Genomic DNA, 22,724 nt, shown 5'->3' with positions numbered 1-22,724 from the left:
CTCACTGATTTTGTGAATCCGCAGCTGCTGCTCAGCGCATTGCTAGACTACGGCTGCCCATTTCATCTAATTGTTTTTGTTCTTCTTGAAGCAATTCATAATTGTATTCTTCGAGTTTCTTTTCTCTTAGCTTTTCAACGACTTTTCGTTCTTGCTGTGCTTGAACGACAGCTGTCAAAGCAACTTCAACTTCCTGATTCAGCTGACGCACTTGCTGATACATCTCATGAATGCCAGACTCTAAAGCAGTAAGATAGCGATGCTGAACTTGCATACGACCAAGAGTCATTTCATTGACGTCCATCAATGCGGTTTTTTCATTGATCATTTGAGTAAGAACTTGTTCTTTTTGGATCACTGCTTTTTGTTTCTCTGCGTAGGCTCGTTTTGCTTCTTGTTCTACACTCACACGGTGATCCAATACCTTTTCCAATGAAAAATGAAAAGCTTTCATTTTCAGTTACCTTCTTTCTTATTGCAGGGCATTTCGCTGTCGTTCAAGAGCTGCATCCTCATTGAACAAAGCAGCCAATGCAGCCCGTGTTTCTTCAAATGAATTTCGTTCATCTACTCTTTGTTGTAAAAAACTATTGATTGGATGATGCAATGCGATAGCATGATCGGTGATGGCATTTGCACCTGATTTGTATGCACCAATATCGATCAAATCTTTCGCTTCAGCGTAAGCAGCCATATTTTCTTTTAATTCACCAGCGTCATTGTAGTGTTCAGGCGTAACTAATGTCTTCATTAAACGGCTCAAGCTGTTTTGAACATCGATCGCCGGATAATGATTTTGAGCGGCAATTTTTCTAGATAAGATAATGTGACCATCGAGAATCCCCCTGACGGCATCCGCGATAGGTTCATTCATGTCATCCCCTTCAACCAGAACCGTATAAAAAGCAGTGATGGATCCTTGATCGGACATCCCGCTGCGTTCCAACAGTTTTGGCAGCGCCGTAAATACCGAAGGCGTATACCCTTTAGTCGTCGGCGGCTCACCCGTGGATAGACCAATTTCTCGTTGCGCCATCGCAAAGCGAGTCACGGAGTCCATCATCAACACAACTTTCTTCCCTTGATCTCGGTAATACTCGGCAATAGCGGTTGCCACATGAGCCCCTTTCAAACGTACTAAAGGCGGCATATCGGAAGTTGCACAAACAACGACTGATTTGCGGTAGCCTTCTGGACCCAGATCGTTTTCAATAAATTCTTTTACTTCTCGGCCACGTTCGCCTACAAGTCCAATCACGATAATATCGGCTTCGCAATAGCGAGCCAACATCCCAAGCAACGTACTTTTCCCTACACCACTTCCGGCAAAAATACCGATCCGCTGTCCTTGGCCAACGGTCAACAAACCATCGATCACTCGTACACCTGTACTCATGATTTCAGAGATTTTTTTCCGCTGAAATGGATCAGGAGATTCTTGACTGACAGGGTACTCGTCAGCATCACTTAAATCGATCGCCATATCCATTGGACGTCCTAATCCATCTAATGTATGCCCTAGGAGCGAGTCACTGATTTTGACCGTCAGTGTTGTGCCGGTAGGCTTCACTAAACAGCCAGGTCCAATACCTTCTAATTGATCTAACGGCATCAATAGAACAGTCTTTTTAACAAAACCGACAACCTCGGCTAACGCAACGTGAGAACTGTTGCGGATCTTCACTTCACAGATTTCTCCTACAAAAACGGCTAATCCTTCCACTTTGATCAATAGACCAACCACTTCGCTGACCTTCCCATAAATGGAGTAAAATCTACGTTTTTTTGCTTTTTGGACAATTGGTCCAACAGGTAATTCAAGCACCATTGCTATTCACTACTTTCTAAAAGATGCTGCAGATAAAGTTGAATTTCTTTTTCCAACTCGAAGACAACGATCGAATCATCTGATTCAATCACAAAATCGTGAGCTGAAAGCTGATCATCCGGTAACAGCAAATAGCGAAAATTACTGATCGCCTGCTTTCGGCTTTCCAAGATATCTTTAAGGACATGCAGATGCTGTTCATGAATGCGGATCGTCAAGAACTGGTCCGGTTGTTCAAACTGCAGTAAAATAGGCTCCAAAAAAGCAAGCAAAGCAGCATTGCTTTGCTCGAAACGCTGGTTGATCAGTGCTTCGGCGATCTGTACACCGAAGGAAATCATCTCAGCTTTTTTCTCTGACCGAAAAGCATTAATCTCTTCTGCTGCCTGCTGTACATTCTGCTCGGCTTGTGCAATAAGCTTGGCAGCTGTCTCTTTACTTACAGACATGCCTTCTTGATACCCTTGCTCATAGCCTTCCTTTTGTCCAGTTGCAAATCCGTTAGCATAGCCTTCTTCTTGCGCAGATTGTTTAATTTGTTGGGCTTCTGCTTGAGCCGCTTCTAGTGTTTGTTGTTTCAACCTTTCAATTTCTTTACGCTGACGCTCCATCTCAAGTTTCCACGCACGTTCCCGTTGCGCTGCTTGCCGCTTTTGACGCCCCGCTTCTGTCGAATCAGTAGTAGAAAGCAACGGAGAAGGCGTTTTAATTACAGCTTCAGTTAAAATTGATTTTTCGGTATCAAGGTTTTTGACCGTTTCATGTTTCAACAAGCTACTATTTGACCACTGCATCCTGGTTGCCCCTTCCAAGATAGATCTCACCATTTTCGTCTAAACGGCGAATCACAGCGACCACATTTTGCTGTGCTTCCTCAATAGCAGACAATCGAGTTGGTCCCATAAATTGAATCTCTTCTTGTAAATTCTCCACTGCACGAGATGAAAGATTTGAGAAAACGAAAGCTTTGATATCTTCTGGAGCACCTTTGAGTGCAAGGACAAGCACTTCATTTGGTACATCCCGCAGCACTTTTTGAACATCCAATCGGTCAAGTGTAACGATATCGTCAAATGTGAACAGACTTGATTTGACTTCATTTGAAAGCTCAGGCTGCCGCTTTTCCAGATCGGTCAAAATATTCTTCTCGGTGCTTCGACTCACTGAATTCAAGATCTCTACCAATGTGTGCACGCCGCCCACGTTTTCACTGTCATTCTCTACATAGTTAGAGAACTTGTTCTCGATCACTTTTTCGATTCGCTCAATGATCAATGGCGAGGTGCTGGAGATCGTACCGATCCGTTCTGCAATTTCTACTTGGAGATGATCTGGAAACTGCGATAACACATTAGCTGCTTTATCGGGCTGCATGTAACATAGAATCAAAGCGACCGTCTGAGGGTGCTCACCAATCAAGAGATTCGTCAACTGTTGCACATCCGCTTTACGTGCAATATTAAATGGGCGTTCTCGCAATTGGATCTGCGTCAACACATCAATCACTTCTTTTGCTTTGTGGGAACCTAATGCTTGATTCAATAAATTCTTTGCATAATCGATCCCACCATCAAGAACATATTTTCTAGCAGTGAATGTCGTTGAAAATTCTTCTAATACTTGATCGCGTTCTTCCGGACTGACAAAATCGATATTGGCGATTTCATAACTCACTTTTTGAATATAATTTTCCGGTAGAAGTTTCATGATCTTCGCAGAGGTTTCCGATCCCAATGAGATCAAGAGTATTGCTGCTTTTTTGACACCATCGAGTGTTTCCATCGTTTCTTTCCCCTCTATTTTTCCTTCATCCAAGCTTTGATCAATTCAGCAGCCACTTCCGGATTTGAATCGGCATGTTGTTTTGCTGAATGATTTAAAGAATTTTCCTCGACCGGCTCTTGTTCAGGCTCATTTGATTCTTCAACTGAAGTATCAACGTTGTGCCCTAGACCGCCAAAGACAACTTCTTCGGATTCTTCCATAACTGGTGCTGGTTCTGAATCAGCTGGCTGTGCAACCGGCAATTCTTGTGTTACATCTACTGAAATTTGATCTTCGCGACGCTTTCGAACCAATCCAATCACGAATAGCACTAACAAAATCACGACCAATGCGATACCACCGAAAATGATATATTTCAGATAGCCTTTTGCCGCTGCTAATTGTTCCGTACCTTCCGTTTCTTCCACCTCTGCTGTTGCTTGGGCAAAGTCAAAGCCTTGGATAGCAATATCATCGCCGCGATCAGCATCATATCCTACAGCACTGGCAATCAGCAACTGCAGTTCCGCCTGATCATTTTGCGAAAGGTCTGCATTAACGACCACTGAACTTGTCATTCGTTGAATCATACCCGGTGCTGTAATTCTTTTGGTCGTTTCTGTGTTCAATTCATTTTCGACTGAGCGGCTGTATGAACTGCCTGCATCCCCATCATCTCCGGTCACATTAGAAACATTGTCATCGACTGTACCCGTTTGGGCTTCTTGGATCGCTTCGCCAGATCCAGCTGCTTGAACTGTTTCTTTTCTTATTTCCGGATCATCGTAAGTCACCTTGGTACTTTCAATCGAATCAAAGTTCAGATCTAAATTGATGGAGACTTGAAATTTATCTTCACCGTAGATTGGTGCCAACAATTTCGAGACTTTTTCTTCCAGAATTTTTTCATACTCATTTTTGATTGCAATGTACTTACTGTTCAAACTACTGAGCTGACTATTTTCATCTTTTTCGATCGTCAATGTATTTCCTGAGCTATCGACGACTTTGACATTCTCTGGCTCAAGCTTCTCAACGGCACCCGAAGTCAGCGTCACAATTCCTTGTACCGCTTCCTCAGAAATCTGTTGATTTTTTAGTGTTAGAATGATCGAAGCAGTAGGTTTGCTTTCTTCACTCGAAAAAACACTGTCTTCTGGCATCACTAGGAGAACTTTCGCTGTTTTGACAGAATCTAATGTCTCGATTGCCCGTTGCAACTCTCCGGTAACGGCACGCTGATACATGATTTTCCGATCTTCATCGGTAGTCATCATGCTAGCATCATCAAAAAGCTCAAATCCCGTTGCTGTGTTCGGTAATTTATTTTCGACTGCTAATTCAATCCGGTATTCATCGATTTGTTCTTTGGCAATCAAAATGGTCGTTCCATTATCTGTCAACTTGTAGTCGATTTTCTGATCTGTCAAATCATTGGTGATCGCTCCTGCATCAGCTTCGCTTAAATCTGTAAACAAAACACCGTATTCGACTCTTGTATTTAAGTAATACATTGTTGCCGCGACACCAATAACGCTGATAACGGAAAGAATTGCTATCAATTTTTTCAGTGAACTTTGAGCCTGCCATCGTTCTTTGATCAGGTCCGGCCATTCTTTCAATTTTTCCATCATTTCGCTTTATTCCCTCGCCAACTGCTAAAACTGCATATTTTTAACATCGTTATATGCCTCTAAGCATTTATTGCGCACGGTCACGGCTGTTTGGAGCGCTAACTGTGCTTCTGTCATTCGAATCATTATATTTCCTAGATCACTCTCATCTCCTGTGATCATTTTGATCGTGTCTTGATCCATTGTTGCAGTTTTTTGATTAAGATTTTCAAGCGCATCAGACAAATAATTACCGAATGCAGCACCTGATGAAGAATCAACTTCAGTTGCAGAAGTTCCTGAAGCACCAAGTGCCCGTAAGGAATTCTGATATTCGGTTAATCCTTGTGTTGATAATAATTCATTCATTTTTTTCTACCCCTTTGATATTTCTAGTGCTTTTTTGAGAATTGTTTTATTCATTTCGGAGGCAGAAACATTCGCTTCATATGTACGCACTGCTTGGATCATTGCCACCATTTCATCTGCGATGTCCACATTTGATTGTTCAAGATAGCCGTCTTCATCCGCAGCAGGGTTAGTCGGATCATAAGTCAATTTCAATGTTTCGTCCGTTTGGATTCCCGTCACTTTAACACCATAATTCTTTGTCTTTCCATCTTGAACCGTCTTAAGATTTTCAGAAAAAAGAATGCTTTTCTTTTGGTATGCTTCGCTATTTTCTGTTTGGTTGGTATTGACATTCGCAATATTGGTCGATATCGTATCCAGTTTTAATCGTTCCAACGCTAAACCACTTGCATTGATCGTCAGTCCATCAAAAACACCCACTACATTTGCCTACTTTCTTTAATTACTCAATACATAATTCATCATTTGCAAACGCCCATTGATTTGTGCAGTCAATGCACTGTAATATAATCCGTTTGCTGCTTGATCCAGCATTTCTACTTCTAAATCTACATTGTTGCCATTGTCCTTAAGACTTGTGTTCGCATTTTGAGTTACTCGGGGCTGTACTTGTGAAAGAATGTCTTCTTGTGAAGATTGATTCCCAGCAGCCTGTAACGCTTGTTTCAATTCGCTTTCAAATTCTACTCGCTTCGCTTTATAACCATCCGTGTTCACATTGGCTATGTTTGAAGAAATCAGCTCTGCTCTTTTAGCAGAAACAGCAAGCGTCGTTTTTAACAACTCATAACTATCCAATCTTTTCAGTACTCCTTTCAGTCTGTATCAGATGATCATCCGATAAGAATTTCAATCTTTTGTCAAAATAATCATTTTTTTTTGATATAATTAAAAAAACATCGCGCGGTATAATTATAGAGTAATTAAAATTATTTTACAATTTGATTTTTTAAATTTTACTGTTATTATCTTTTGATTATGGAGATAGTGTGTTATTTGATAGTCATTTTATAATAGCTGTTATCCTTTCTTTTAAATCATTTATTCACAAAGGAAACTGGAAGAAGCAGCAAACAAAATGATTAATGATATTTCTGAAAACATGATTAAAAAATCATCAACAAAATAAACTATTCTTTAAAATAAAGGATATTAAATAATTTAAATAACCTAAATGCTGTTTAAATAAAGCGGTTTATTAAAATAGTCAAGCCACTTTTAAATTAACTTTATTTTTGCGCATTTTTACACAAATAATCACCTAAAAAAAGGAAAAAACGAAAATAAGTTTCATAAATACGTTATATTAAAAATATTTTTTCCACATCTTAATTTCTCATTTTTTTTATCCGATAATAAAATAAGGTACATATTTAGGTAATAGAAGTTATAGGAGGAAGCAACAAATGGATTTTTTCTTGCTGATCGGTATAGTATTAGGCGTTATTTCCGTCGTTGTCGGAATGATCGTAAAAGGGGCAAACGTAGCGGTTTTGATCAACCCAGCAGCAGCTATTATTATTTTCGTTGGAGTGATCGCAGCTGTTGTCAATTCGTTTCCGAGTAGTGACATCAAACGAATACCTAAAATTTTCGGTATTCTACTTAAAAACGAAGAGTACGATGTAAAAAAAACGATCAATAGTATCGTAGATATGGCCAACCAAGCACGGCGCGATGGATTACTGTCTTTAGAAAATGCCATTCAAAACTTGGAAGAACCATTCTTAAAAAAAGGATTGGAAATGGTAGTAGATGGAATTCCTGAAGATCAGATCAAAGAAATCATGGAAAATGAGATCTACGGTATCGAAGAGCGGCATCACGTTGGCGCTAATATTTTTAAAACAGCCGGAACAAGTGCACCGACACTAGGAGTTCTAGGGGCTGTTATTGGTCTGATTGGTGCTCTCGGCAACTTAGAAGATGTCGAAGCATTGGGGCATATGATTTCAGCTGCCTTTGTGGCAACACTGTACGGAATCTTTTTTGGCTATGTCTTGTTTATTCCTTTCAGTTCTCGACTGAATTTGAAATCGGAACAAGAAGTACAAGTGATGTCGATTATTGTTGAAGGTGTATTGGCGATCCAAGCAGGACAATCTCCTAAGAGTATTGAAAAGAAACTCTATAGTTTGATTGAACCAAACAAACGAGAAGAAAGATCCTAGAGGTTAACTCAACATGAAAAGAAAAAAGAAAAAGGAAGAACACGTTGATGAAGCATGGCTTCTGCCCTACTCTGATATGCTGACACTGCTTTTGGCCCTTTTTATCGTTATGTTTGCCATGGCGAAGGTCGATGATGAGAAGTTTCAGGAGATTCGTAGTGAATTTGGATCAATTCTTTCCAATCATCATAGTGGCTCCCCAGTCATTGGTTCTGTCATCGATATGGGCGCCTCTGGTAAAACAGGCAACAGCGCTGCAACCAATGCTTCTGAAGCACAGGCACAAGAAGAAGCAACTCGCATGCAACTAGAAAACCAACAACTGGAAAAGATCAGTGAACAATTACAAAAAGACTTAGCCGAATCTGCTTTAGACGGACAAAGCGAGGTCAGTTTAGAAGCGGACGGTCTTCACATCACATTAGACAGCAGTATCCTATTTGCTTCTGGTAGTGCTGGGATCACTTCCCAAACCAGCCAGTCTCTGGATACCCTTGCTTCTGCTTTAAAAAAGTTGAAAGCACATAAAATTATTATTGCTGGTCATACTGACAACGTACCGGAGAAAGGCACAGGTCTTTATGAATCTAACTGGGACTTGAGTGCGGCTCGTGCAATCACAGTGATGAACTATTTAATCGACAAGAAGATTATCTCCGAACAAAATGCTGCTATCCAAGCCTATGCTGATACGCAACCTAAAGCAAGCAATGACACCGCAGCCGGACGTTCTGAAAATCGACGGGTAGAAATGATCATCCAGCGCTCGCAAATAGATGAATAAGCCATGTTCAAACCAAAATAAATTGATAAGTGATTTACTACAAAAAAACGAAGACTGACTATCCTGGATCAATAAAAAACAGGAAAACAGTCTTCGTTTTTTGTCTTTCTATAAAAGCGATCCCTCGCAAAAAACACCACACAGTTCTTCTGCTGACGAAGACTGTCGCGGTGTTTTTTTCATTTATTTCAATTCAAATTGATCGGTCAATTTTTTCAATACTTTTGAGATATCTCTAAGATCAGAAACATGGTTGGTAAATTCATCCATTGTCGCTAGAACTTCTTCTGAATTAGCGGAAACTTCTTGTGTACCAGCCGCATTTTCCTCTGTCGAAGCAGAGATGTTTTCAAGATCAACTAAAACATTTCCTTGGATCTGTTCGATCCGCTTACTTGCTTCTTCTACATCACGAATGCCATCAATCATGAACATACTGCGTTTATAGACTTCTTTTGAAGAAGCAATGACCCGTTGAATCAAATTCGTTTGCCGTTCGCCGCCTTTTAGCGAATCAGATGTTTGTTCTACCATTTGAGCAGATTGTGTACGAATTTCTTCAATGATTGATTCGATTTCTTTCGTGGAAGCTTTGCTTTGTTCAGCCAGCTTACGAATCTCTGCTGCTACTACCGCAAAGCCTTTGCCGGATTCCCCCGCACTTGCGGCTTCGATTGAAGCATTTAGGGCCAGTAAATTGGTTTGATAAGAAATGTCATTGATCACACGAATAATGGTATTGATATTCTGAATATTGTCATTCATATTCGTCATATTCGTCATCAATTTTTCCATCTGTTCCAGCTCATTTTGCCAGCTTGAACCAACTTCATCCATCAGATTTAAACTCTCTTGATTGATGTCTGTCGCTTCTTGCGACTTGCTGCTCATCTCATTGATGGTATTGCTTAGCTCTTTGATTACATGGGAAAGATTTTGTAATTGCGCCACACTATGTTCTGTTTCCTGTGCTTGTGAGCCAGTCACTTCTGCAATTCCTGTAATTGTTTCTGAAACTTCTTCTGCTGCCACGCCGATTTGTTTGGCCAACTCTAATAAGGAATCAGACATTGAAGCGACATTGCCACTTTCTTTTTGAACATTTTTGATTAGTTTCCCAGTTTCTATAACCATTTGATTATAATTAGCTGCCATCTGATGGATCTCTGTGCCATCCTTATCTGGATAAACGATTCGTTCAGCGAACTGACCAAATCGCCATTTTTGGTTTGGATCTTTTTGATGTCGTTTTAACAACTCCAATTGACCAGCACCCATTTTAGAAAATTTCTCATTGAAAACGTTCATGATCGTGCTCACGATCCTCGTTGTATAAATAGACACGGCAACGATCAAAAGAATCATAAATCCGGCAACGACCACAGAAATCCAAATAATAGAATGTAGCTCTTTGTCTAGATCATTTGCTTCTACTTCTGAAAATGCCCAAACCGTTGACTCAGCAGGTTTATCGTATATCACATCATTGATTCCATTGGAATCTGCCGGCTTTACTCTCCCAATTGGTTGTTCTGCAGCGGCAATTCGTTTGAATACTGTTTTCTCTTGAATGTTTGTTCCTATCAGTGATTTTTCCTTGGATGTAATCACTACACCAGACTCTGAAACCAATGAAACATTCCCGGTACGACCAACGTCGATAGACGACAAGATTTTTTGGATCGATTCATAAGAAACGTCGACACACAAGACACCGATCTGTTTTTTTGAATTTGTGATCATCACAGAAGCTGTCGTCACAAATTCATTCGTTACTGTATCTAGATAAGGATCTGTCCAATAAACTTCTCCCCCTGCTTCGATTGCTCCTTTATACCATGGTCGAGTGGTTGGATCATAGTCATCGGGTAATGGATTGAATGAGACAAATTCTTTCTCCTCAGTTCCGAAAGCAACTGCTCGAAAACTATCTGTACCAGCAATCGCTGTTGAGAGACTGTCACGGATTCTCCCCATACTGTATTCTGTTTTCATTGGAGGAAGTTCTGCCATTGACTTCAATTTATCTTCTGTTGATTTTCGCAGCATATCTTCTTCCGCTATAATCAATCGTACAGCACTTTCTTTGTTGATGTCATTTCGTTCAATCAATGATTTTTTTGTTGTTAAATACGAACTCACAACTAAAAATAAAATTGGAATAACTGCAACTAAAATCATAACCAAACCAACATAAAGCCCAATACTCTTTTTCTTTTTTCTCAAACTTGAGACACTCCTTCATTTTTCAAATTCTCTCTAACTTCTGCAACGAAGAAACTTCTTCAAACAGACTTACTCTTTCGTAATCGGTCATTGTATTCCTTTTATTAAGAGTTCCTTGTTCTTTTAATCATCAAAATTTTTTTCGTATCTAAAAAATACACAACAATTAAAAAGTCATTAGAGTAAACAAAAAAGCCTCAACAATCAGCGCGACCACTAGCAGCAACGTTGAACGTTGGGGAAGGATCTCGCTGATTATTTAGGCTTATTGATTACTTTTGGAAAGTGTGAAACAGCTAAAACTTAAGGAGTGCTCTTTTTAATATCCGGAAAAAGCCGCTTTTTGTTCCATAGTTAAGAAAGAGGATCCGGAGCAGACTGGGCAATTGCTAACCAAGCCGCTGGAATTCGATATGGAGAACAAGAAACGTAATCAATACCGATTTCCCGCAAAAATGCAATGGATTGAGGATCTCCACCTACTTCGCCGCAAACACCGATCGCTTTTTCCTTTGTTAGCTGGCGAATGGATGTTACCGCTTGTTCCATTAGTTGTCCTACACCCGCTTTATCAAGGTGTTGATACGGATCCTCAGACAAGATACCTTGATCTAAATAGCGCTGAATAAATCCAGCAGCATCGTCCCGTGAAAAACCAAAAGTCATTTGTGTCAGGTCATTGGTCCCAAAACTGAAGAAATCAGCTAGCGGAGCTAATTCTTTCGTTAATAAACATGCTCTTGGTGTTTCTAACATCATCCCAATTTTGAAAGGTACTTCTTTCTGATAGTGAGCAAAAATTTGTCGGATGTACATTTCAAGACGTTCTTTCAAAACGCGCATTTCTTCCGGCATACTGATCAAAGGCAGCATAATCTCAGGATACACAACACTGCCTGTATCAGAAACTTGCAGTGCTGCTTCGATAATTGCAGCTGTCTGCATCTCATAAATCTCAGGATAAGTAATTCCTAGACGGCTTCCTCGATGCCCCATCATCGGATTTACTTCTTGTAGATCATGGACTCGTTGCTTGATTTTTTCTAGAGAATAGCCACTGCGCTCGGCCATTTCTTCGTATTCTTGTGGTCGTGGTAAAAACTCGTGCAACGGCGGATCCAACAAGCGAATGACACATTTCTGTTCTTTTGTCTGCAGTAATAACTCATTAAAATCATTTAACTGAAACGTTTTTAGCTGAGACAAAGCTACCTGTCTTTCTTCAGTCGTTTCAGCTAAAATCACTTGCCGCATCGGCCAGATCCGAGATTCACCAAAAAACATATGCTCCGTTCGCGCTAGTCCAATACCTGCTGCTCCAAAAGAAGCTGCTGTCTTGATTTCTTCGATGGTTTCCGCATTTGCTCGTACTACTAGGTCTGCTCTTTCTTTAGACCAGTCTAAAATCGTCTGCAGCAAACCAAAATCCTGCGAGGCAACCAGTGATAGCGCACCTTGATACAGATTGCCTGTCGTCCCATCCACTGATAGATAGTCTCCTTCTTGAATGATTGCTTCACCACATCGAGCCTGTTTCAAAAATGAATCGACTGCTAACTGATCACAACCTGCCACACAACAAACTCCTAGTCCTCGGGCAACGACTGCCGCATGAGAAGTCATGCCGCCTCTAGAAGTCACGATTGCTTCACTAACAACCATCCCATCAATGTCTTCCGGTGAGGTTTCTTGTCGCAACAAAATAACTTTTTCTCCTGCTTGGTGGGCATTGACCGCTGCTTCTGCAGAAAAATAAACTCGACCTACCGCTGCACCGGGACTGGCAGGTAACCCTTGACTAAGAGGAGATGCTTTAGCAAGTGACTCCGGGGAAAAGATGGGATGCAGCAACTGATCAAGCATGTCTGGTGTCAATCGATGCAGTGCCGCTTTCTTCGTGATCTTTCCTTCAGAAACTAGATCTATAGCAATCTGTACAGCAGCTTTGGCTGTCCGTTTGCCATTACGAGTCTGTAAAACAAATAATCGCCCTTCTTCAATGGTAAATTCGATATCTTGCATGTCTTTGTAATGATTCTCTAATAACTCGGCAATCGCCGAAAACTGCGCGTGGATTTCTGGTTGTGTTTTGGCTAAATCACTAATCGGTCTTGGCGTACGAACCCCCGCGACAACATCTTCTCCTTGTGCACAAGCGAGAAATTCACCAAATAATCCTCTGTGTCCTGTCGTCGGATCGCGAGTAAAAGCAACGCCAGTTCCACTTGCAGCACCACTATTGCCAAAAACCATTTCCTGAACAGTCACGGCTGTTCCTAGATCATGAGCAATTTTGTGGATTTTACGGTAAGTGATAGCCCGGGGATTATTCCACGAACGAAACACAGCTTGAACGGCTGATAATAATTGTTCCAGCGGATCTTGAGGGAATCGTTCTTGCGTATGTTCCATATAAATACTTTTGAAAACCTCGCAAATCTCTTGCCAGTCTGGAGCGACCATTGATTGGTCAGAAGGATATCCCTTTTTATGTTTATAGGTCGTTAAATAGGATTCAAAATGACTCTTATCGATCCCTTTAACAACATCCCCATACATTTGGATAAGGCGACGGTAGCAATCATAGGCAAATGTAGGATTCCTTGTATTAGCTGCCAGCGCCTGTACCGTTTGATCAGTTAACCCCAAGTTGAGAATCGTATCCATCATCCCCGGCATGGAATACTTTGCCCCACTGCGAACAGAAACCAGTAATGGCTGCTGGTTTCCGCCAAAAGACTTGTGGGTTCGTTCTTCCAATGTAGCTACTGCTCGAATAATTTCTTCTACCAACGGCTGTGTAAGTTGCTGGTTTTCTAAAAATTGTCGGCAAACATCTGTTGTAACAATAAATCCCGCAGGAACAGGCAACCCGATACTGGTCATTTCAGCTAAATTTGCTCCTTTCCCTCCTAATAGCTCTTTTTGATCTTTCGTACCTTCTGAGAACCAAACGATATTCTTCATTTTTTTCCGCCTTCCTAATGTGATATACTATTAAACTTAAAACGAAGTATATAGCGTACATCATTGATTCGTCAAGAAGAAATTTTTAAGAAAAATTCGCGCCAAAATCCTTTATTGCATTTTCCACGCGGAAAATATATAATAAATAGCATATCACATTTATTTAAAGAAGGTGACACATTGGAATTGACAAAGCGACAACTTAAAATCATTGAAATCGTAAAAGACAATCAACCTATCAGTGGTGAAACCATCGCAAAAAAACTAGGATTCAGCCGTGCTACTTTGCGCAATGATCTCTCTATCCTGACAATGACTGGATTACTCGATGCCCGGCCCAAGGTCGGTTATTTTTATACCGGACAGACCGTAGAACCGCTGTTGTTTGATAAGCTATACCATGCAAAAGTAGCAGAGATTATGATCCCACCGTTAATGATTGAGCAATCCGTTTCGGTATATGATGCTGTGACAACCCTATTCATGTATGATGTCGGGTCTCTTTATGTGAAAAATGCAGAAGAGGAACTAATTGGTGTTCTATCCCGCAAAGACCTTCTGCGCTTCGCTATCAGCAATTCAGCAGCAGAAAAAACACCGGTGGCAATGATCATGACGCGAATGCCGAATATCGTCACGATTACTGCCGACCAAACTATTTTGACTGCAGGTACCTTATTAGCTAGGCATGAAATAGATACACTCCCTGTTGTTGATGCTGAGAATCTAAAAAAAGTCATTGGTAAAATAACCAAGTCTAAAATTATGAACTACTATATCCAAGCAGGCAATGCGATCGAAAACAATCAATTCTAAGGAGCGAAAAAAATGAAGAATGTTCGACTATATTTGATTTCAGATTCCGTTGGTGAAACAGCACAAAAATTGATTAGTGCAGTTTCCGCACAATTTCCTACGATCGATCTATCCGATATTCAACTGTATCCTTTTACAAATGATGAAGAGAGCTTATTGGAAATCTTACAAGATGCTTTACTGGATAAATCGATTGTTGTGACGACGCTTGTTAACAAAGATTTAGTGAAATTTGTCGAAGCCTTTGCTAAACGCACCGGTCTTCAACATGTCGATTTCATGACGCCATTGATCTCAGTAATCGAAGCAACCGTCGGGCTACAAGCAGTTCAGGAACCTGGCGCAATCCATCGTTTAAATCAAGAATACTTCAGTCGTGTTGCTGCAATGGAGTTTGCAGTGAAGTATGATGACGGCAAGGATCCTCGTGGTTTTCTCGATGCTGACATCGTATTGCTCGGTGTTTCCCGTACTTCCAAGACACCGTTAAGTCTATATATGGCTAATCGTGGTTACAAAGTGGCTAATCTGCCTTTAATACCTGAGGTCGCTTTACCCAAAGAGATCAATCAAATCGATCCCAAAAAAATGATCGGGCTCACTACAAATTCTGACTCACTCGTCGAAATACGCCGTTCTCGACTGGCTTCATTAGGGTTGAAAGAAACTACTAACTATACAGAACCAAGCCGGATCGATGATGAACTAGCCTATGCGAATCAATTATTCCAACAGCTAGGAATCAATGTAATCGATGTCAGCAAACGGTCGATCGAAGAAAGTTCGATGTTGATCGAAGAATTTTACAAAAATAATGCCTATGCACACTGAAGATCAATTAAATGATTTCATTGAGATTATCAATTTAGAGGCGATCCAGCAGTTACCTAAAGCAACCGAACACTTTGTCAGTGATCTGCACGGTGAATATGAAGCTTTTGATCATATCTTGCGCAATGGTTCAGGCAGCATTCGGGAAAAAGTCGAAACATTGTTTCAATACTCACTGACAGCTGCTGAGAAGACCGAGCTATGTTTTTTGATTTACTATCCAAAAGAAGTATTGCAAGAAAAAGACTATCCGCATGAGGATTGGATCCAATTAATGACTCAACTGGTCAAAGTAGCTCGTTTTACTTCCAGCAAATATACGCGGTCCAAAGTTCGAAAAGCTTTACCAAAACAATTTGCTTATATTTTAGAAGAATTGCTGTATCAATATGACTCGGACTTCAACAAAGAAGCCTATTATAAAGCGATTTTTGATAAGATCATCGACTTATCCTTAGCGCCTCTATTTTGTGAACAGCTAGCATTTTTGATTCAGCGTTTTGTCGTTGATCACCTACATGTTATTGGGGATATTTATGACCGGGGACCCGCACCTGATAAAATCATCGACCGGCTCATGGCGCTTCCTTCTTTGGATATCCAATTAGGGAACCATGATATTTTGTGGATCGGGAGTTACTGCGGTTCTTTCCCTTGTTTGGCAAGTACCATACGGATCGCTGCACGGTATGGAAATTTAGCATTGTTGAAAGAAGGCTATGGCATCGACCTCTCTAAAGCCATAGCATTTAGTCGTAAACATTATCAAGAAAATAAGGGGTTTTATCCTAAGAAAACTGTTGATGATCTTTCCGAAGAGGAAATTCACGACGCAATGCTCCTCCAGCAAGCCTTTGCAATCATTCAATTCAAGGTAGAGGCCGCTGTGATCAAACGACGCCCCGAATTTCAATTAGCGGATCGTTTGCTATTGGGTAAAATCACAAAGGATTTGCAGATTCAGCTAGAGGATCACTTTGAGCCTCTGATCCATGCTTGCTTTCAATTGGTTGATCCCGAAGCACCCTATCTTTTGACTGATGAAGAGCAAAAAGTACTGGAGGATCTTCTCAAACAATTTCAATCCTCCGAAAGGTTAGCAACCCATGTACGTTTTCTAGTAGAAAAAGGCACGATCTATCAAATTTATAATGGCAATCTACTGTACCACGGTTGCATCCCCTGTCATCCTGATGGTCGCTTCCTTTCAGTGTCCTTTGGAAAAACCTCTTATCAGGGCAAAGCATTGATGGATTTCTTTCAAGAATGTGTAAAACAGAGTTTCGCAACACCAGAAAGGACCGACGATCTGGCGACCGATGTCCTTTGGTATCTCTGGTGCGGAGAAGGGTCTTCTCTTTTCGGTAAAAAATCCATGAAAACCTTCGAGCGCTATTTCATCAGTAATAAACACACACATATTGAAGAAAAAAACGCCTACTATACCCTAAGAGAAAAAGAAGCATTTTGCCGTCGCTTATTCGCTGCGTTTGGATTAGACTCGACGGGACACATCATTAACGGCCACACACCAGTAAAAGTGAAAAAAGGAGAGACGCCAATCAAAGCCAATGGGCACCTACTGGTAATTGACGGTGGCTTATCCCGCTCCTATCAGGAAGTTACCGGTATCGCCGGTTACACGCTGCTATCTAATTCTTTTGGGATGACACTTGCTGCTCACCAACCATTTACAGATCGTCAGACAGCAATCAAGGAGCGGAAGGATCTAATGACGCAAAAGAAAATCGTTCTTCGTCAAACAGAACGAATCACTGTGCGTCAAACGGATATTGGGAAACAACTTCAAGCAGAGAGTGCTAGTTTATTCGCAAAAAATAATCCTATCAATAACTGAGTCATTCAGTTTACTGATAGGATTATTTTTATTTCTAAGCAACTTTCTGATTTGTTTTTCAGATGTCTTTGGAGCTATGAAAAGATTTCAACTTCTCTAGTGCTTGTAAAACAAAAATCAGTACTAAAATTGCCAGCGCCAGAAACAACGTCTCTAGTCCTTTTCCTTGTGCCAACAACAACTCCCGCAAAATCGCTGTGATACTGATCAGAATCAGATAACGAACAGGAATATGATGTCCTTCTTTTACATAACGCAGTAACATCAAAATGATTTCAAGTAAAATAAATAGCGTAGCAATCTCTTCGATCAAAAAGGATAGATCACTGACTTTTGTCAAAGGAATGACATAAGTAATGATTTTATAAATTGCTTCTGCCATCACAACCAATACCAATACAACTAAAATTGCTAACATAATATCAACAATAGCACTGATCAGCTTTTCAAAGCTTCTGAAATATTTGCCCATAGCGCGCCCCCTTTTCAACTCATTATAAGCGAATTTAATGAAATCACTTTGTGATATGCTTGAAAAAGGTGCACTTTTATTGCACAAAATAATCAGTCGCTACTTCAGCAAATAGATGAATAGTCGTAAGGGATTCGCTGGTTTAAAACTCTGACGATCTTTGCCGAAGCGCTTATCTAAAAAAGGCATCAAATGGTTCTTCTAAAAGAAGTTTTAATGGTTCTGATCCATCCGCAGCATTGGCCGGATCATTACTATCAATCGGTGTATCACCAGCTTCTGTGCTCTCTTCACTTTCGTCAGAAGTAGTTGTGTCTGTACTGCTTGAACTGCTAGATGAAGAGGTTGAACTACTCGTACTTGAGCTGCTGCTAGAGGAGCTCGTCGTTTCGGATGTACTAGTCGTAGTATCAGAATTTGCTGATCCATTATTGGAAGTACTAGATGCTGTATCTGTCTCCTTCACTACTGCTTCACTACTGTCAGCTATACTTTCTGATTCTGTAGACGGAATGGCCGATGAATCTTCATTTGATTTTGTTCCACTGGTCTGTGCAGTTGTTTCGGAGTAGGAACTGACCCGTGCTTCATAAAAAGTTTCACTGGTTGTTTCCGTTTCAGACGTACTTGTTTCGGCAACCTGCACTGGTGCTTCAGAAGATGGCTCCGAAGAATTGCGCTGGAACGGGGCCGCAACAAAAGCATTTACGTCTTGATCAATTGCCATACTCAACATAATCGTGACAAAACAACTAACGAGTGCTGACTGCAAATTAAATTTCAACTTCATTGCTATCCCTCACCTTCTCTTTATATGAAGTACCGTGCATTTTTTTGAAGAAATGGTTTTCTCCATCTATTATACAAAAAAAAGAAACGAGCAACAAATTAAGAATTCGTTGCAGCAATTGTCCCGTATTTTACAAGCTTAACATCTGAAATACAAAGAAATAACAGCCATTGCAGGGCTGCTATTTCTTTGATTATAAGCCGACCATTTACTGGATGGGATCTTTTTTATAAATTACGCAAGTGATTTGGGTCATTAATTGGTGTTTCGATATCACTATCTCCCATTCGAGGGGTCGGATGAACCGATTCATCAGGCATTGCTGTCTCACCTGTAACAGGCTGATCAATGATCGCTGTATCTGTTTCTTCGATTCGATCGGTTGCGTGATAATCGTAGACTCCTACCACTAAACGATCCTGCTCAAGGTCGTCACGATAGGCAAATAAAGGATCACTCTCATCATCAATCGTCCGATGGTCATAGTCGCCAAATGAGAAAGCATCTTTGATTTTTTCCCACATTGAACGATCATCATCTGATCCTCCAGTCGCTTCTACTTCTGCACTACTTAACGTATCTAAGCCAAACTGCTCGATGATCGTTGCATTCGCAAACAAAACAATGTCGTCTTTGTTGTACCCTTCGTTTCGCAATTGATCAATTGCTGTCAATGCTTCAGCCCGAGTGTCGTAACTGCCAATAATCGTCAGGTTTCTTTTATCCATTTGAAAGCCTCCTTATTTTGTGTACGCATGAAATCGGTCTATCTTTCAGCACTTGCCTTTTCATTGAAGGAAGTTGCCTACCATTTCATTGTATCTTACTCTGCGAAGGAGACCAAATGGTTTGTTTGCGCTTACGAAAATGATAAGAATCACTGGCTTTATTGGTTCTGCAGTTGCAACCATTCACTGTAAGCATAAACGAACGGACCGATGCCTTTAGCATCATCGTTGACAACTGGTTCTGAAATATAATACTCATAGGAGCCATCTCTGATTTTGTAGTTGCCTTTTCCCGGCATCCCCCCTAAGCCAGCAACTAAACAGATATCTTTCAACGTAAATTCTCCGTTTTTAATAACCAATTTGTGCTTTACAAGAGCGCGTAGGATCGTCTCGCCGATTATTTTATATTGTGAAGGAAGAATAGCTAATCGACTGGCTTTTAGCATCACATAACTCAAAGCAGCAGATCCACTCGTCTCTAAATAATTGTCTTCACCGTCTGGTCTATCTGTTACTTGAAAAAAGAGACTCGTTTTTGGATCTTGATAAACCATTACTGCACCTACAAGTTCTGTTAAATAGCGCTGCAACTGCTGCTTTTCTTGGACATAGCCTTCATGGGACAGTAAAACTTCAAGTGTGTCAACTAATGCCATAGCATACCATCCAAGAGAACGAGTCCAAAAGTTTGCGCTACAACCTGTCTTTGGATGCGCCCAAAATGCAGTTCTCGTACAGTCGTATCCGTGATACAGCAATCCTGTTCGCGGATCTTTCATTGACTCCATGACATTTTTGAATTGCCCAATCACGTCACTAACATCTGCGGAGTTGCCAAACGTTAGTTGGTATTGGATCGCAAATGGTTGAACCATGTATAAACCGTCTAGCCAAACTTGTTGCGGGTAGACCAGCTTATGCCACATGCTTCCTTCCTTAGTGCGCGGTTGCAACAAAACTTGCCGATACAGATTATCTAGAGCCTTGCGGTATTTGCTTTTCTTAGTGATTGCATATAACTGAAACAATAGTTTTCCTTCATTGATTGCGTCACAGTTATATTCTTTTTCATCGTACCCCAATGGATTCCCTGCCTCATCAATGTAGTGATCAATAAAGGTTTCAACAAACGCAAGATAATTCTCGTCTTGTGTTGCATTAAACATGTATTGGATCGCCAGAATCATGCAGCCATCGATATAACTCCAACGGATTGGATGATTGGCTAATCGAGCCTCTTGATTCCAAATAGGTGCTTCTGGCGAAGAATGTGCGATTACTTGATCCAAAAATTGTCTTATTTCTTCCAACTATTTTCTCCTTTACCAATTCTTAACTTTGTATGTGTAGATGCCTCATGTCCTCCTTCTTTGCCAAACAGTAGCGGCAGGCAAATGAAGAAACAGCTGGCTAGTTTGCATAAAATCTCTCGTTGAAAAATGACTGCCACTGGAACATTTTTGCGATATTTATCTGTTGAAACGATCTGCAGCTGAAAGAATGCTTTTCCGATCGTCTGCTGATTTTGCATGAATGGATATTGCAGTGCAAAATACATAACACACATCAAACAAATCGCAGTCAAAACAGCGACAAAGTCATTATTGATGATCCGACCGATTAGCGGAAGTCCTCCTACAAAGATAAGAAATATGGTTAAAATCCCTAAGACAAAATCAACGATTTGTGCGAGAATTCTTCTGATCAACATATGACTACTCTTTACTTCCTGTAGAAGCAACGCCATCAACAAAGTACCGTGATCCCATAAAGAAAATTGCGATCATAGGTAACAGCCCCAAACAAGAAGCAGCGAATACTCTCCCATAGGAGACCATTGCTTCACCGTCTAATAATTGTTTCAATGCTACTGATAGAACCGTTTTATCTGAACTATTCAAATAAATCAATGGTCCTTGGAAATCATTCATGCCCCACATAAAGCTTAGCAAGGCAACGGTAATCAGAATTGGTTTGATTACGGGAATGATGATTTTGAACAAAATCTGAAATTCATTACACCCGTCCATCACTGCCGCTTCATCTAACTCTCTAGGAATTGTTCGCATAAATTGAATGATCATAAATACAAAAAACGAAGAACTAGCAAAAATATCCGCTACATAAAGGCTGGCAAAACTATCCAAAAGTCCCACCTCACGGTACAACAGATACAGCGGAATGCGAAAAGCCAGTTCTGGCATCAATAATGTAACGATCACGGCACCAAAGACAAATTTTTTCCCTTTAAACGATTTTCGGGCAATCACATAGGCGGTAATCACGCAAGATAAAACTGTAAAAATCGTTTTTGGAATCAAAAATTTCAGTGTATTCCCAAAGAAAAACCAGATAGAATGGTCTCGCGTCAACTGCCAAGCATCGGAAAAATTCGTTGTAACCACACGGTCACTTGGCGGGAAAATACTCAAGCTACCAAAAATGTCCCGGTTCTCTTTAAACGCAGAACCAATCATCCAAAACAACGGATAAATCAAGATAATCCCCACACCAATCAATAATCCATAACGAATGATTTCATTCATCCGTCTTCGAGATTTACTCATTTCCATTATTCAGCCCCCTTAATCATTATAAAATACCCACCGATCAGATGACTTGAAAATAATAACCGTAAATATACCGATGATCACCAACAAAATCCATGTTAGTGCACTCGCATAGCCATAATTCCCATTTTGAAAGGCTTGATCATAAATATAAAGATTCAAGAAATAAGTCGTCTTATTTGGTCCACCTTTAGTGATTAAATACGCGGAGTTAAACTCTTGAAACGCTTTGACTAATACATTTACGGCGTTGAACAAAATTACGGGGGTAATAATCGGTACAGTGATATTGAACAGTTGTCTTATTTTTGAAGCCCCATCCATTTCTGCCGCTTCATAAACTGTTTTAGAAACACCTTGCAATGCCGATAAGAAAATCAACATGGTCGAACCGAATTGCCAAGTTTTTAAAATAATCAGGGTAAAAATCGCGAACTTTGGATCTTTTGTCCAGTTAATGGCGACATCGTTTCCGAGTGTAAAAACACTCAACACCATATTCACAGGTCCGTTGACATCAAAAAGCATGGTCCATAAAATTGAAACAGCTACATTTCCTCCTAAAATAGAAGGAATATAATAAGCGGTACGAAAGAAATTGACTCCCTTAAGCTTAAAATTCAAGATGGCTGCTACTGCAAAAGAGACAATGATAACTGCTGGGGTACCAATCAACACATATTTGATTGTTGCAAAGAAACTCGCAGTAAACGTATCGTCTTTTGTAAAAATCTCTAGATAATTTTGTAATCCGACAAACTCCGGATCACCTAAAATCGGATATTCTAACAAACTGTAGTAAAAAGAAATAATGATTGGGTAAACTTTAAAGACTAGGAAGCCAATGATCCATGGCATGAGCATGCAGTAGATCACCCAATTTGTTCTTTTCATTTTTTTCAACATCGCATTTGACTCCTTTACCTTCTAA

22 protein-coding genes are annotated in these 22,724 nt (G+C 40.4%); 5 read left to right on the top strand and 17 right to left on the bottom strand.

All coding sequences use genetic code 11. The annotated features are described in order from the left end of the window. Positions 1 to 31: 31 nt before the first annotated feature. The 8 genes from fliJ to flgB are packed head-to-tail and all read right to left on the bottom strand — an operon-like array spanning position 32 to position 6,375. On the bottom strand, positions 32 to 454 hold the full coding sequence (gene fliJ, locus IGJ45_RS00415; protein WP_060813690.1) for a flagellar export protein FliJ: 423 nt from the start codon (positions 452 to 454) through the stop codon (positions 32 to 34). A gap of 18 nt (positions 455 to 472) precedes the next feature. Then, the gene (gene fliI, locus IGJ45_RS00410; RefSeq protein WP_081131841.1) at positions 473 to 1,828 is read right to left on the bottom strand and encodes a flagellar protein export ATPase FliI; all 1,356 of its coding nucleotides are present in this window, start codon (positions 1,826 to 1,828) and stop codon (positions 473 to 475) included. Positions 1,829 to 1,830: 2 nt separating this feature from the next. Continuing rightward, positions 1,831 to 2,622 carry a FliH/SctL family protein gene (locus IGJ45_RS00405; protein WP_171917813.1) on the bottom strand — a complete coding sequence of 264 codons (792 nt, stop codon included), beginning with the start codon at positions 2,620 to 2,622 and terminating at the stop codon, positions 1,831 to 1,833. Then, entirely contained in the window at positions 2,606 to 3,610 is a 1,005-nt protein-coding gene (gene fliG, locus IGJ45_RS00400) for a flagellar motor switch protein FliG (protein WP_060813693.1), read from the bottom strand. The genes IGJ45_RS00405 and fliG overlap by 17 nt, the downstream gene beginning before the upstream one ends. A 14-nt stretch (positions 3,611 to 3,624) precedes the next feature. Beyond that, positions 3,625 to 5,226, bottom strand: a complete 1,602-nt coding sequence (gene fliF / locus IGJ45_RS00395; RefSeq protein WP_234981411.1) for a flagellar basal-body MS-ring/collar protein FliF — start codon at positions 5,224 to 5,226, stop codon at positions 3,625 to 3,627. Between the two features lie 24 nt (positions 5,227 to 5,250). After that, positions 5,251 to 5,574: a flagellar hook-basal body complex protein FliE gene (gene fliE, locus IGJ45_RS00390; protein ID WP_060813694.1), complete on the bottom strand. Its 324-nt coding sequence runs from the start codon at positions 5,572 to 5,574 to the stop codon at positions 5,251 to 5,253. 6 nt (positions 5,575 to 5,580) lie between these two features. Then, complete coding sequence (gene flgC, locus IGJ45_RS00385; protein WP_081131844.1) at positions 5,581 to 5,997, bottom strand: flagellar basal body rod protein FlgC; 417 nt, start codon at positions 5,995 to 5,997, stop codon at positions 5,581 to 5,583. Positions 5,998 to 6,015: 18 nt separating this feature from the next. Then, positions 6,016 to 6,375, bottom strand: a complete 360-nt coding sequence (gene flgB / locus IGJ45_RS00380; protein ID WP_060813696.1) for a flagellar basal body rod protein FlgB — start codon at positions 6,373 to 6,375, stop codon at positions 6,016 to 6,018. A gap of 608 nt (positions 6,376 to 6,983) precedes the next feature. Here flgB and motA point away from each other — a divergent pair. Then, the gene (gene motA, locus IGJ45_RS00375; RefSeq protein WP_060813697.1) at positions 6,984 to 7,748 is read left to right on the top strand and encodes a flagellar motor stator protein MotA; all 765 of its coding nucleotides are present in this window, start codon (positions 6,984 to 6,986) and stop codon (positions 7,746 to 7,748) included. A gap of 13 nt (positions 7,749 to 7,761) precedes the next feature. Then, complete coding sequence (locus IGJ45_RS00370) at positions 7,762 to 8,532, top strand: OmpA/MotB family protein (RefSeq protein WP_113848985.1); 771 nt, start codon at positions 7,762 to 7,764, stop codon at positions 8,530 to 8,532. 183 nt (positions 8,533 to 8,715) lie between these two features. Here the strand turns inward: IGJ45_RS00370 and IGJ45_RS00365 are convergent, their stop codons facing one another. After that, complete coding sequence (locus tag IGJ45_RS00365) at positions 8,716 to 10,758, bottom strand: methyl-accepting chemotaxis protein (protein WP_409531393.1); 2,043 nt, start codon at positions 10,756 to 10,758, stop codon at positions 8,716 to 8,718. 354 nt (positions 10,759 to 11,112) lie between these two features. Continuing rightward, entirely contained in the window at positions 11,113 to 13,725 is a 2,613-nt protein-coding gene (gene ppdK, locus IGJ45_RS00360) for a pyruvate, phosphate dikinase (RefSeq protein WP_409531394.1), read from the bottom strand. A gap of 180 nt (positions 13,726 to 13,905) precedes the next feature. Between ppdK and IGJ45_RS00355 the strand changes: the two genes are divergently transcribed. The 3 genes from IGJ45_RS00355 to IGJ45_RS00345 are packed head-to-tail and all read left to right on the top strand — an operon-like array spanning position 13,906 to position 17,230. Next, positions 13,906 to 14,541: a helix-turn-helix transcriptional regulator gene (locus IGJ45_RS00355; RefSeq protein WP_409531395.1), complete on the top strand. Its 636-nt coding sequence runs from the start codon at positions 13,906 to 13,908 to the stop codon at positions 14,539 to 14,541. Between the two features lie 12 nt (positions 14,542 to 14,553). After that, the gene (locus IGJ45_RS00350) at positions 14,554 to 15,372 is read left to right on the top strand and encodes a pyruvate, water dikinase regulatory protein (RefSeq protein WP_003129026.1); all 819 of its coding nucleotides are present in this window, start codon (positions 14,554 to 14,556) and stop codon (positions 15,370 to 15,372) included. Further along, complete coding sequence (locus IGJ45_RS00345) at positions 15,356 to 17,230, top strand: fructose-1,6-bisphosphatase (RefSeq protein WP_103300703.1); 1,875 nt, start codon at positions 15,356 to 15,358, stop codon at positions 17,228 to 17,230. Before IGJ45_RS00350 ends, IGJ45_RS00345 begins: the two co-directional genes overlap by 17 nt. Positions 17,231 to 17,288: 58 nt before the next feature. Here IGJ45_RS00345 and IGJ45_RS00340 read toward each other — a convergent pair whose 3' ends face one another. The 7 genes from IGJ45_RS00340 to IGJ45_RS00310 form a co-directional block, all read right to left on the bottom strand. Beyond that, positions 17,289 to 17,702, bottom strand: coding sequence for a phosphate-starvation-inducible PsiE family protein (locus tag IGJ45_RS00340; protein ID WP_081131849.1), 414 nt, complete (start codon positions 17,700 to 17,702; stop codon positions 17,289 to 17,291). 172 nt (positions 17,703 to 17,874) lie between these two features. Next, the gene (locus IGJ45_RS00335) at positions 17,875 to 18,492 is read right to left on the bottom strand and encodes a hypothetical protein (protein ID WP_005473007.1); all 618 of its coding nucleotides are present in this window, start codon (positions 18,490 to 18,492) and stop codon (positions 17,875 to 17,877) included. 227 nt (positions 18,493 to 18,719) lie between these two features. Then, the gene (locus IGJ45_RS00330; RefSeq protein ID WP_003129022.1) at positions 18,720 to 19,220 is read right to left on the bottom strand and encodes a general stress protein; all 501 of its coding nucleotides are present in this window, start codon (positions 19,218 to 19,220) and stop codon (positions 18,720 to 18,722) included. Between the two features lie 158 nt (positions 19,221 to 19,378). Then, positions 19,379 to 20,533: a glycoside hydrolase family 88/105 protein gene (locus tag IGJ45_RS00325; protein ID WP_113848988.1), complete on the bottom strand. Its 1,155-nt coding sequence runs from the start codon at positions 20,531 to 20,533 to the stop codon at positions 19,379 to 19,381. Next, positions 20,521 to 20,934, bottom strand: a complete 414-nt coding sequence (locus IGJ45_RS00320) for an RDD family protein (RefSeq protein ID WP_113848989.1) — start codon at positions 20,932 to 20,934, stop codon at positions 20,521 to 20,523. Before IGJ45_RS00320 ends, IGJ45_RS00325 begins: the two co-directional genes overlap by 13 nt. A 4-nt stretch (positions 20,935 to 20,938) precedes the next feature. After that, positions 20,939 to 21,796, bottom strand: coding sequence for a carbohydrate ABC transporter permease (locus IGJ45_RS00315; protein ID WP_172461408.1), 858 nt, complete (start codon positions 21,794 to 21,796; stop codon positions 20,939 to 20,941). 12 nt (positions 21,797 to 21,808) lie between these two features. Next, entirely contained in the window at positions 21,809 to 22,699 is an 891-nt protein-coding gene (locus IGJ45_RS00310; protein ID WP_005473010.1) for a carbohydrate ABC transporter permease, read from the bottom strand. Positions 22,700 to 22,724 lie beyond the last annotated feature (25 nt).

The sequence above is a fragment of the Enterococcus sp. DIV0574 genome (genome assembly GCF_051711125.1).
Classification (GTDB): Bacteria; Bacillota; Bacilli; order Lactobacillales; family Enterococcaceae; genus Enterococcus_D; species Enterococcus_D gallinarum.
Note: the sequence above shows the minus strand (reverse complement) of the source record. Positions and strands in the feature narration are given on the sequence as shown.

What these genes read in the sequence shown, in the direction of transcription:
- fliJ (WP_060813690.1), bottom strand. Translation starts at nt 454, where the DNA reads ATGAAAGCTTTTCATTTTTCATTGGAAAAGGTATTGGATCACCGTGTG.
- fliI (WP_081131841.1), bottom strand. Translation starts at nt 1,828, where the DNA reads ATGGTGCTTGAATTACCTGTTGGACCAATTGTCCAAAAAGCAAAAAAA.
- IGJ45_RS00405 (WP_171917813.1), bottom strand. Translation starts at nt 2,622, where the DNA reads ATGCAGTGGTCAAATAGTAGCTTGTTGAAACATGAAACGGTCAAAAAC.
- fliG (WP_060813693.1), bottom strand. Translation starts at nt 3,610, where the DNA reads ATGGAAACACTCGATGGTGTCAAAAAAGCAGCAATACTCTTGATCTCA.
- fliF (WP_234981411.1), bottom strand. Translation starts at nt 5,226, where the DNA reads ATGATGGAAAAATTGAAAGAATGGCCGGACCTGATCAAAGAACGATGG.
- fliE (WP_060813694.1), bottom strand. Translation starts at nt 5,574, where the DNA reads ATGAATGAATTATTATCAACACAAGGATTAACCGAATATCAGAATTCC.
- motA (WP_060813697.1), top strand. Translation starts at nt 6,984, where the DNA reads ATGGATTTTTTCTTGCTGATCGGTATAGTATTAGGCGTTATTTCCGTC.
- IGJ45_RS00370 (WP_113848985.1), top strand. Translation starts at nt 7,762, where the DNA reads ATGAAAAGAAAAAAGAAAAAGGAAGAACACGTTGATGAAGCATGGCTT.
- ppdK (WP_409531394.1), bottom strand. Translation starts at nt 13,725, where the DNA reads ATGAAGAATATCGTTTGGTTCTCAGAAGGTACGAAAGATCAAAAAGAG.
- IGJ45_RS00350 (WP_003129026.1), top strand. Translation starts at nt 14,554, where the DNA reads ATGAAGAATGTTCGACTATATTTGATTTCAGATTCCGTTGGTGAAACA.
- IGJ45_RS00345 (WP_103300703.1), top strand. Translation starts at nt 15,356, where the DNA reads ATGCCTATGCACACTGAAGATCAATTAAATGATTTCATTGAGATTATC.
- IGJ45_RS00340 (WP_081131849.1), bottom strand. Translation starts at nt 17,702, where the DNA reads ATGGGCAAATATTTCAGAAGCTTTGAAAAGCTGATCAGTGCTATTGTT.
- IGJ45_RS00335 (WP_005473007.1), bottom strand. Translation starts at nt 18,492, where the DNA reads ATGAAGTTGAAATTTAATTTGCAGTCAGCACTCGTTAGTTGTTTTGTC.
- IGJ45_RS00330 (WP_003129022.1), bottom strand. Translation starts at nt 19,220, where the DNA reads ATGGATAAAAGAAACCTGACGATTATTGGCAGTTACGACACTCGGGCT.
- IGJ45_RS00320 (WP_113848989.1), bottom strand. Translation starts at nt 20,934, where the DNA reads ATGTTGATCAGAAGAATTCTCGCACAAATCGTTGATTTTGTCTTAGGG.
- IGJ45_RS00315 (WP_172461408.1), bottom strand. Translation starts at nt 21,796, where the DNA reads ATGGAAATGAGTAAATCTCGAAGACGGATGAATGAAATCATTCGTTAT.
- IGJ45_RS00310 (WP_005473010.1), bottom strand. Translation starts at nt 22,699, where the DNA reads ATGTTGAAAAAAATGAAAAGAACAAATTGGGTGATCTACTGCATGCTC.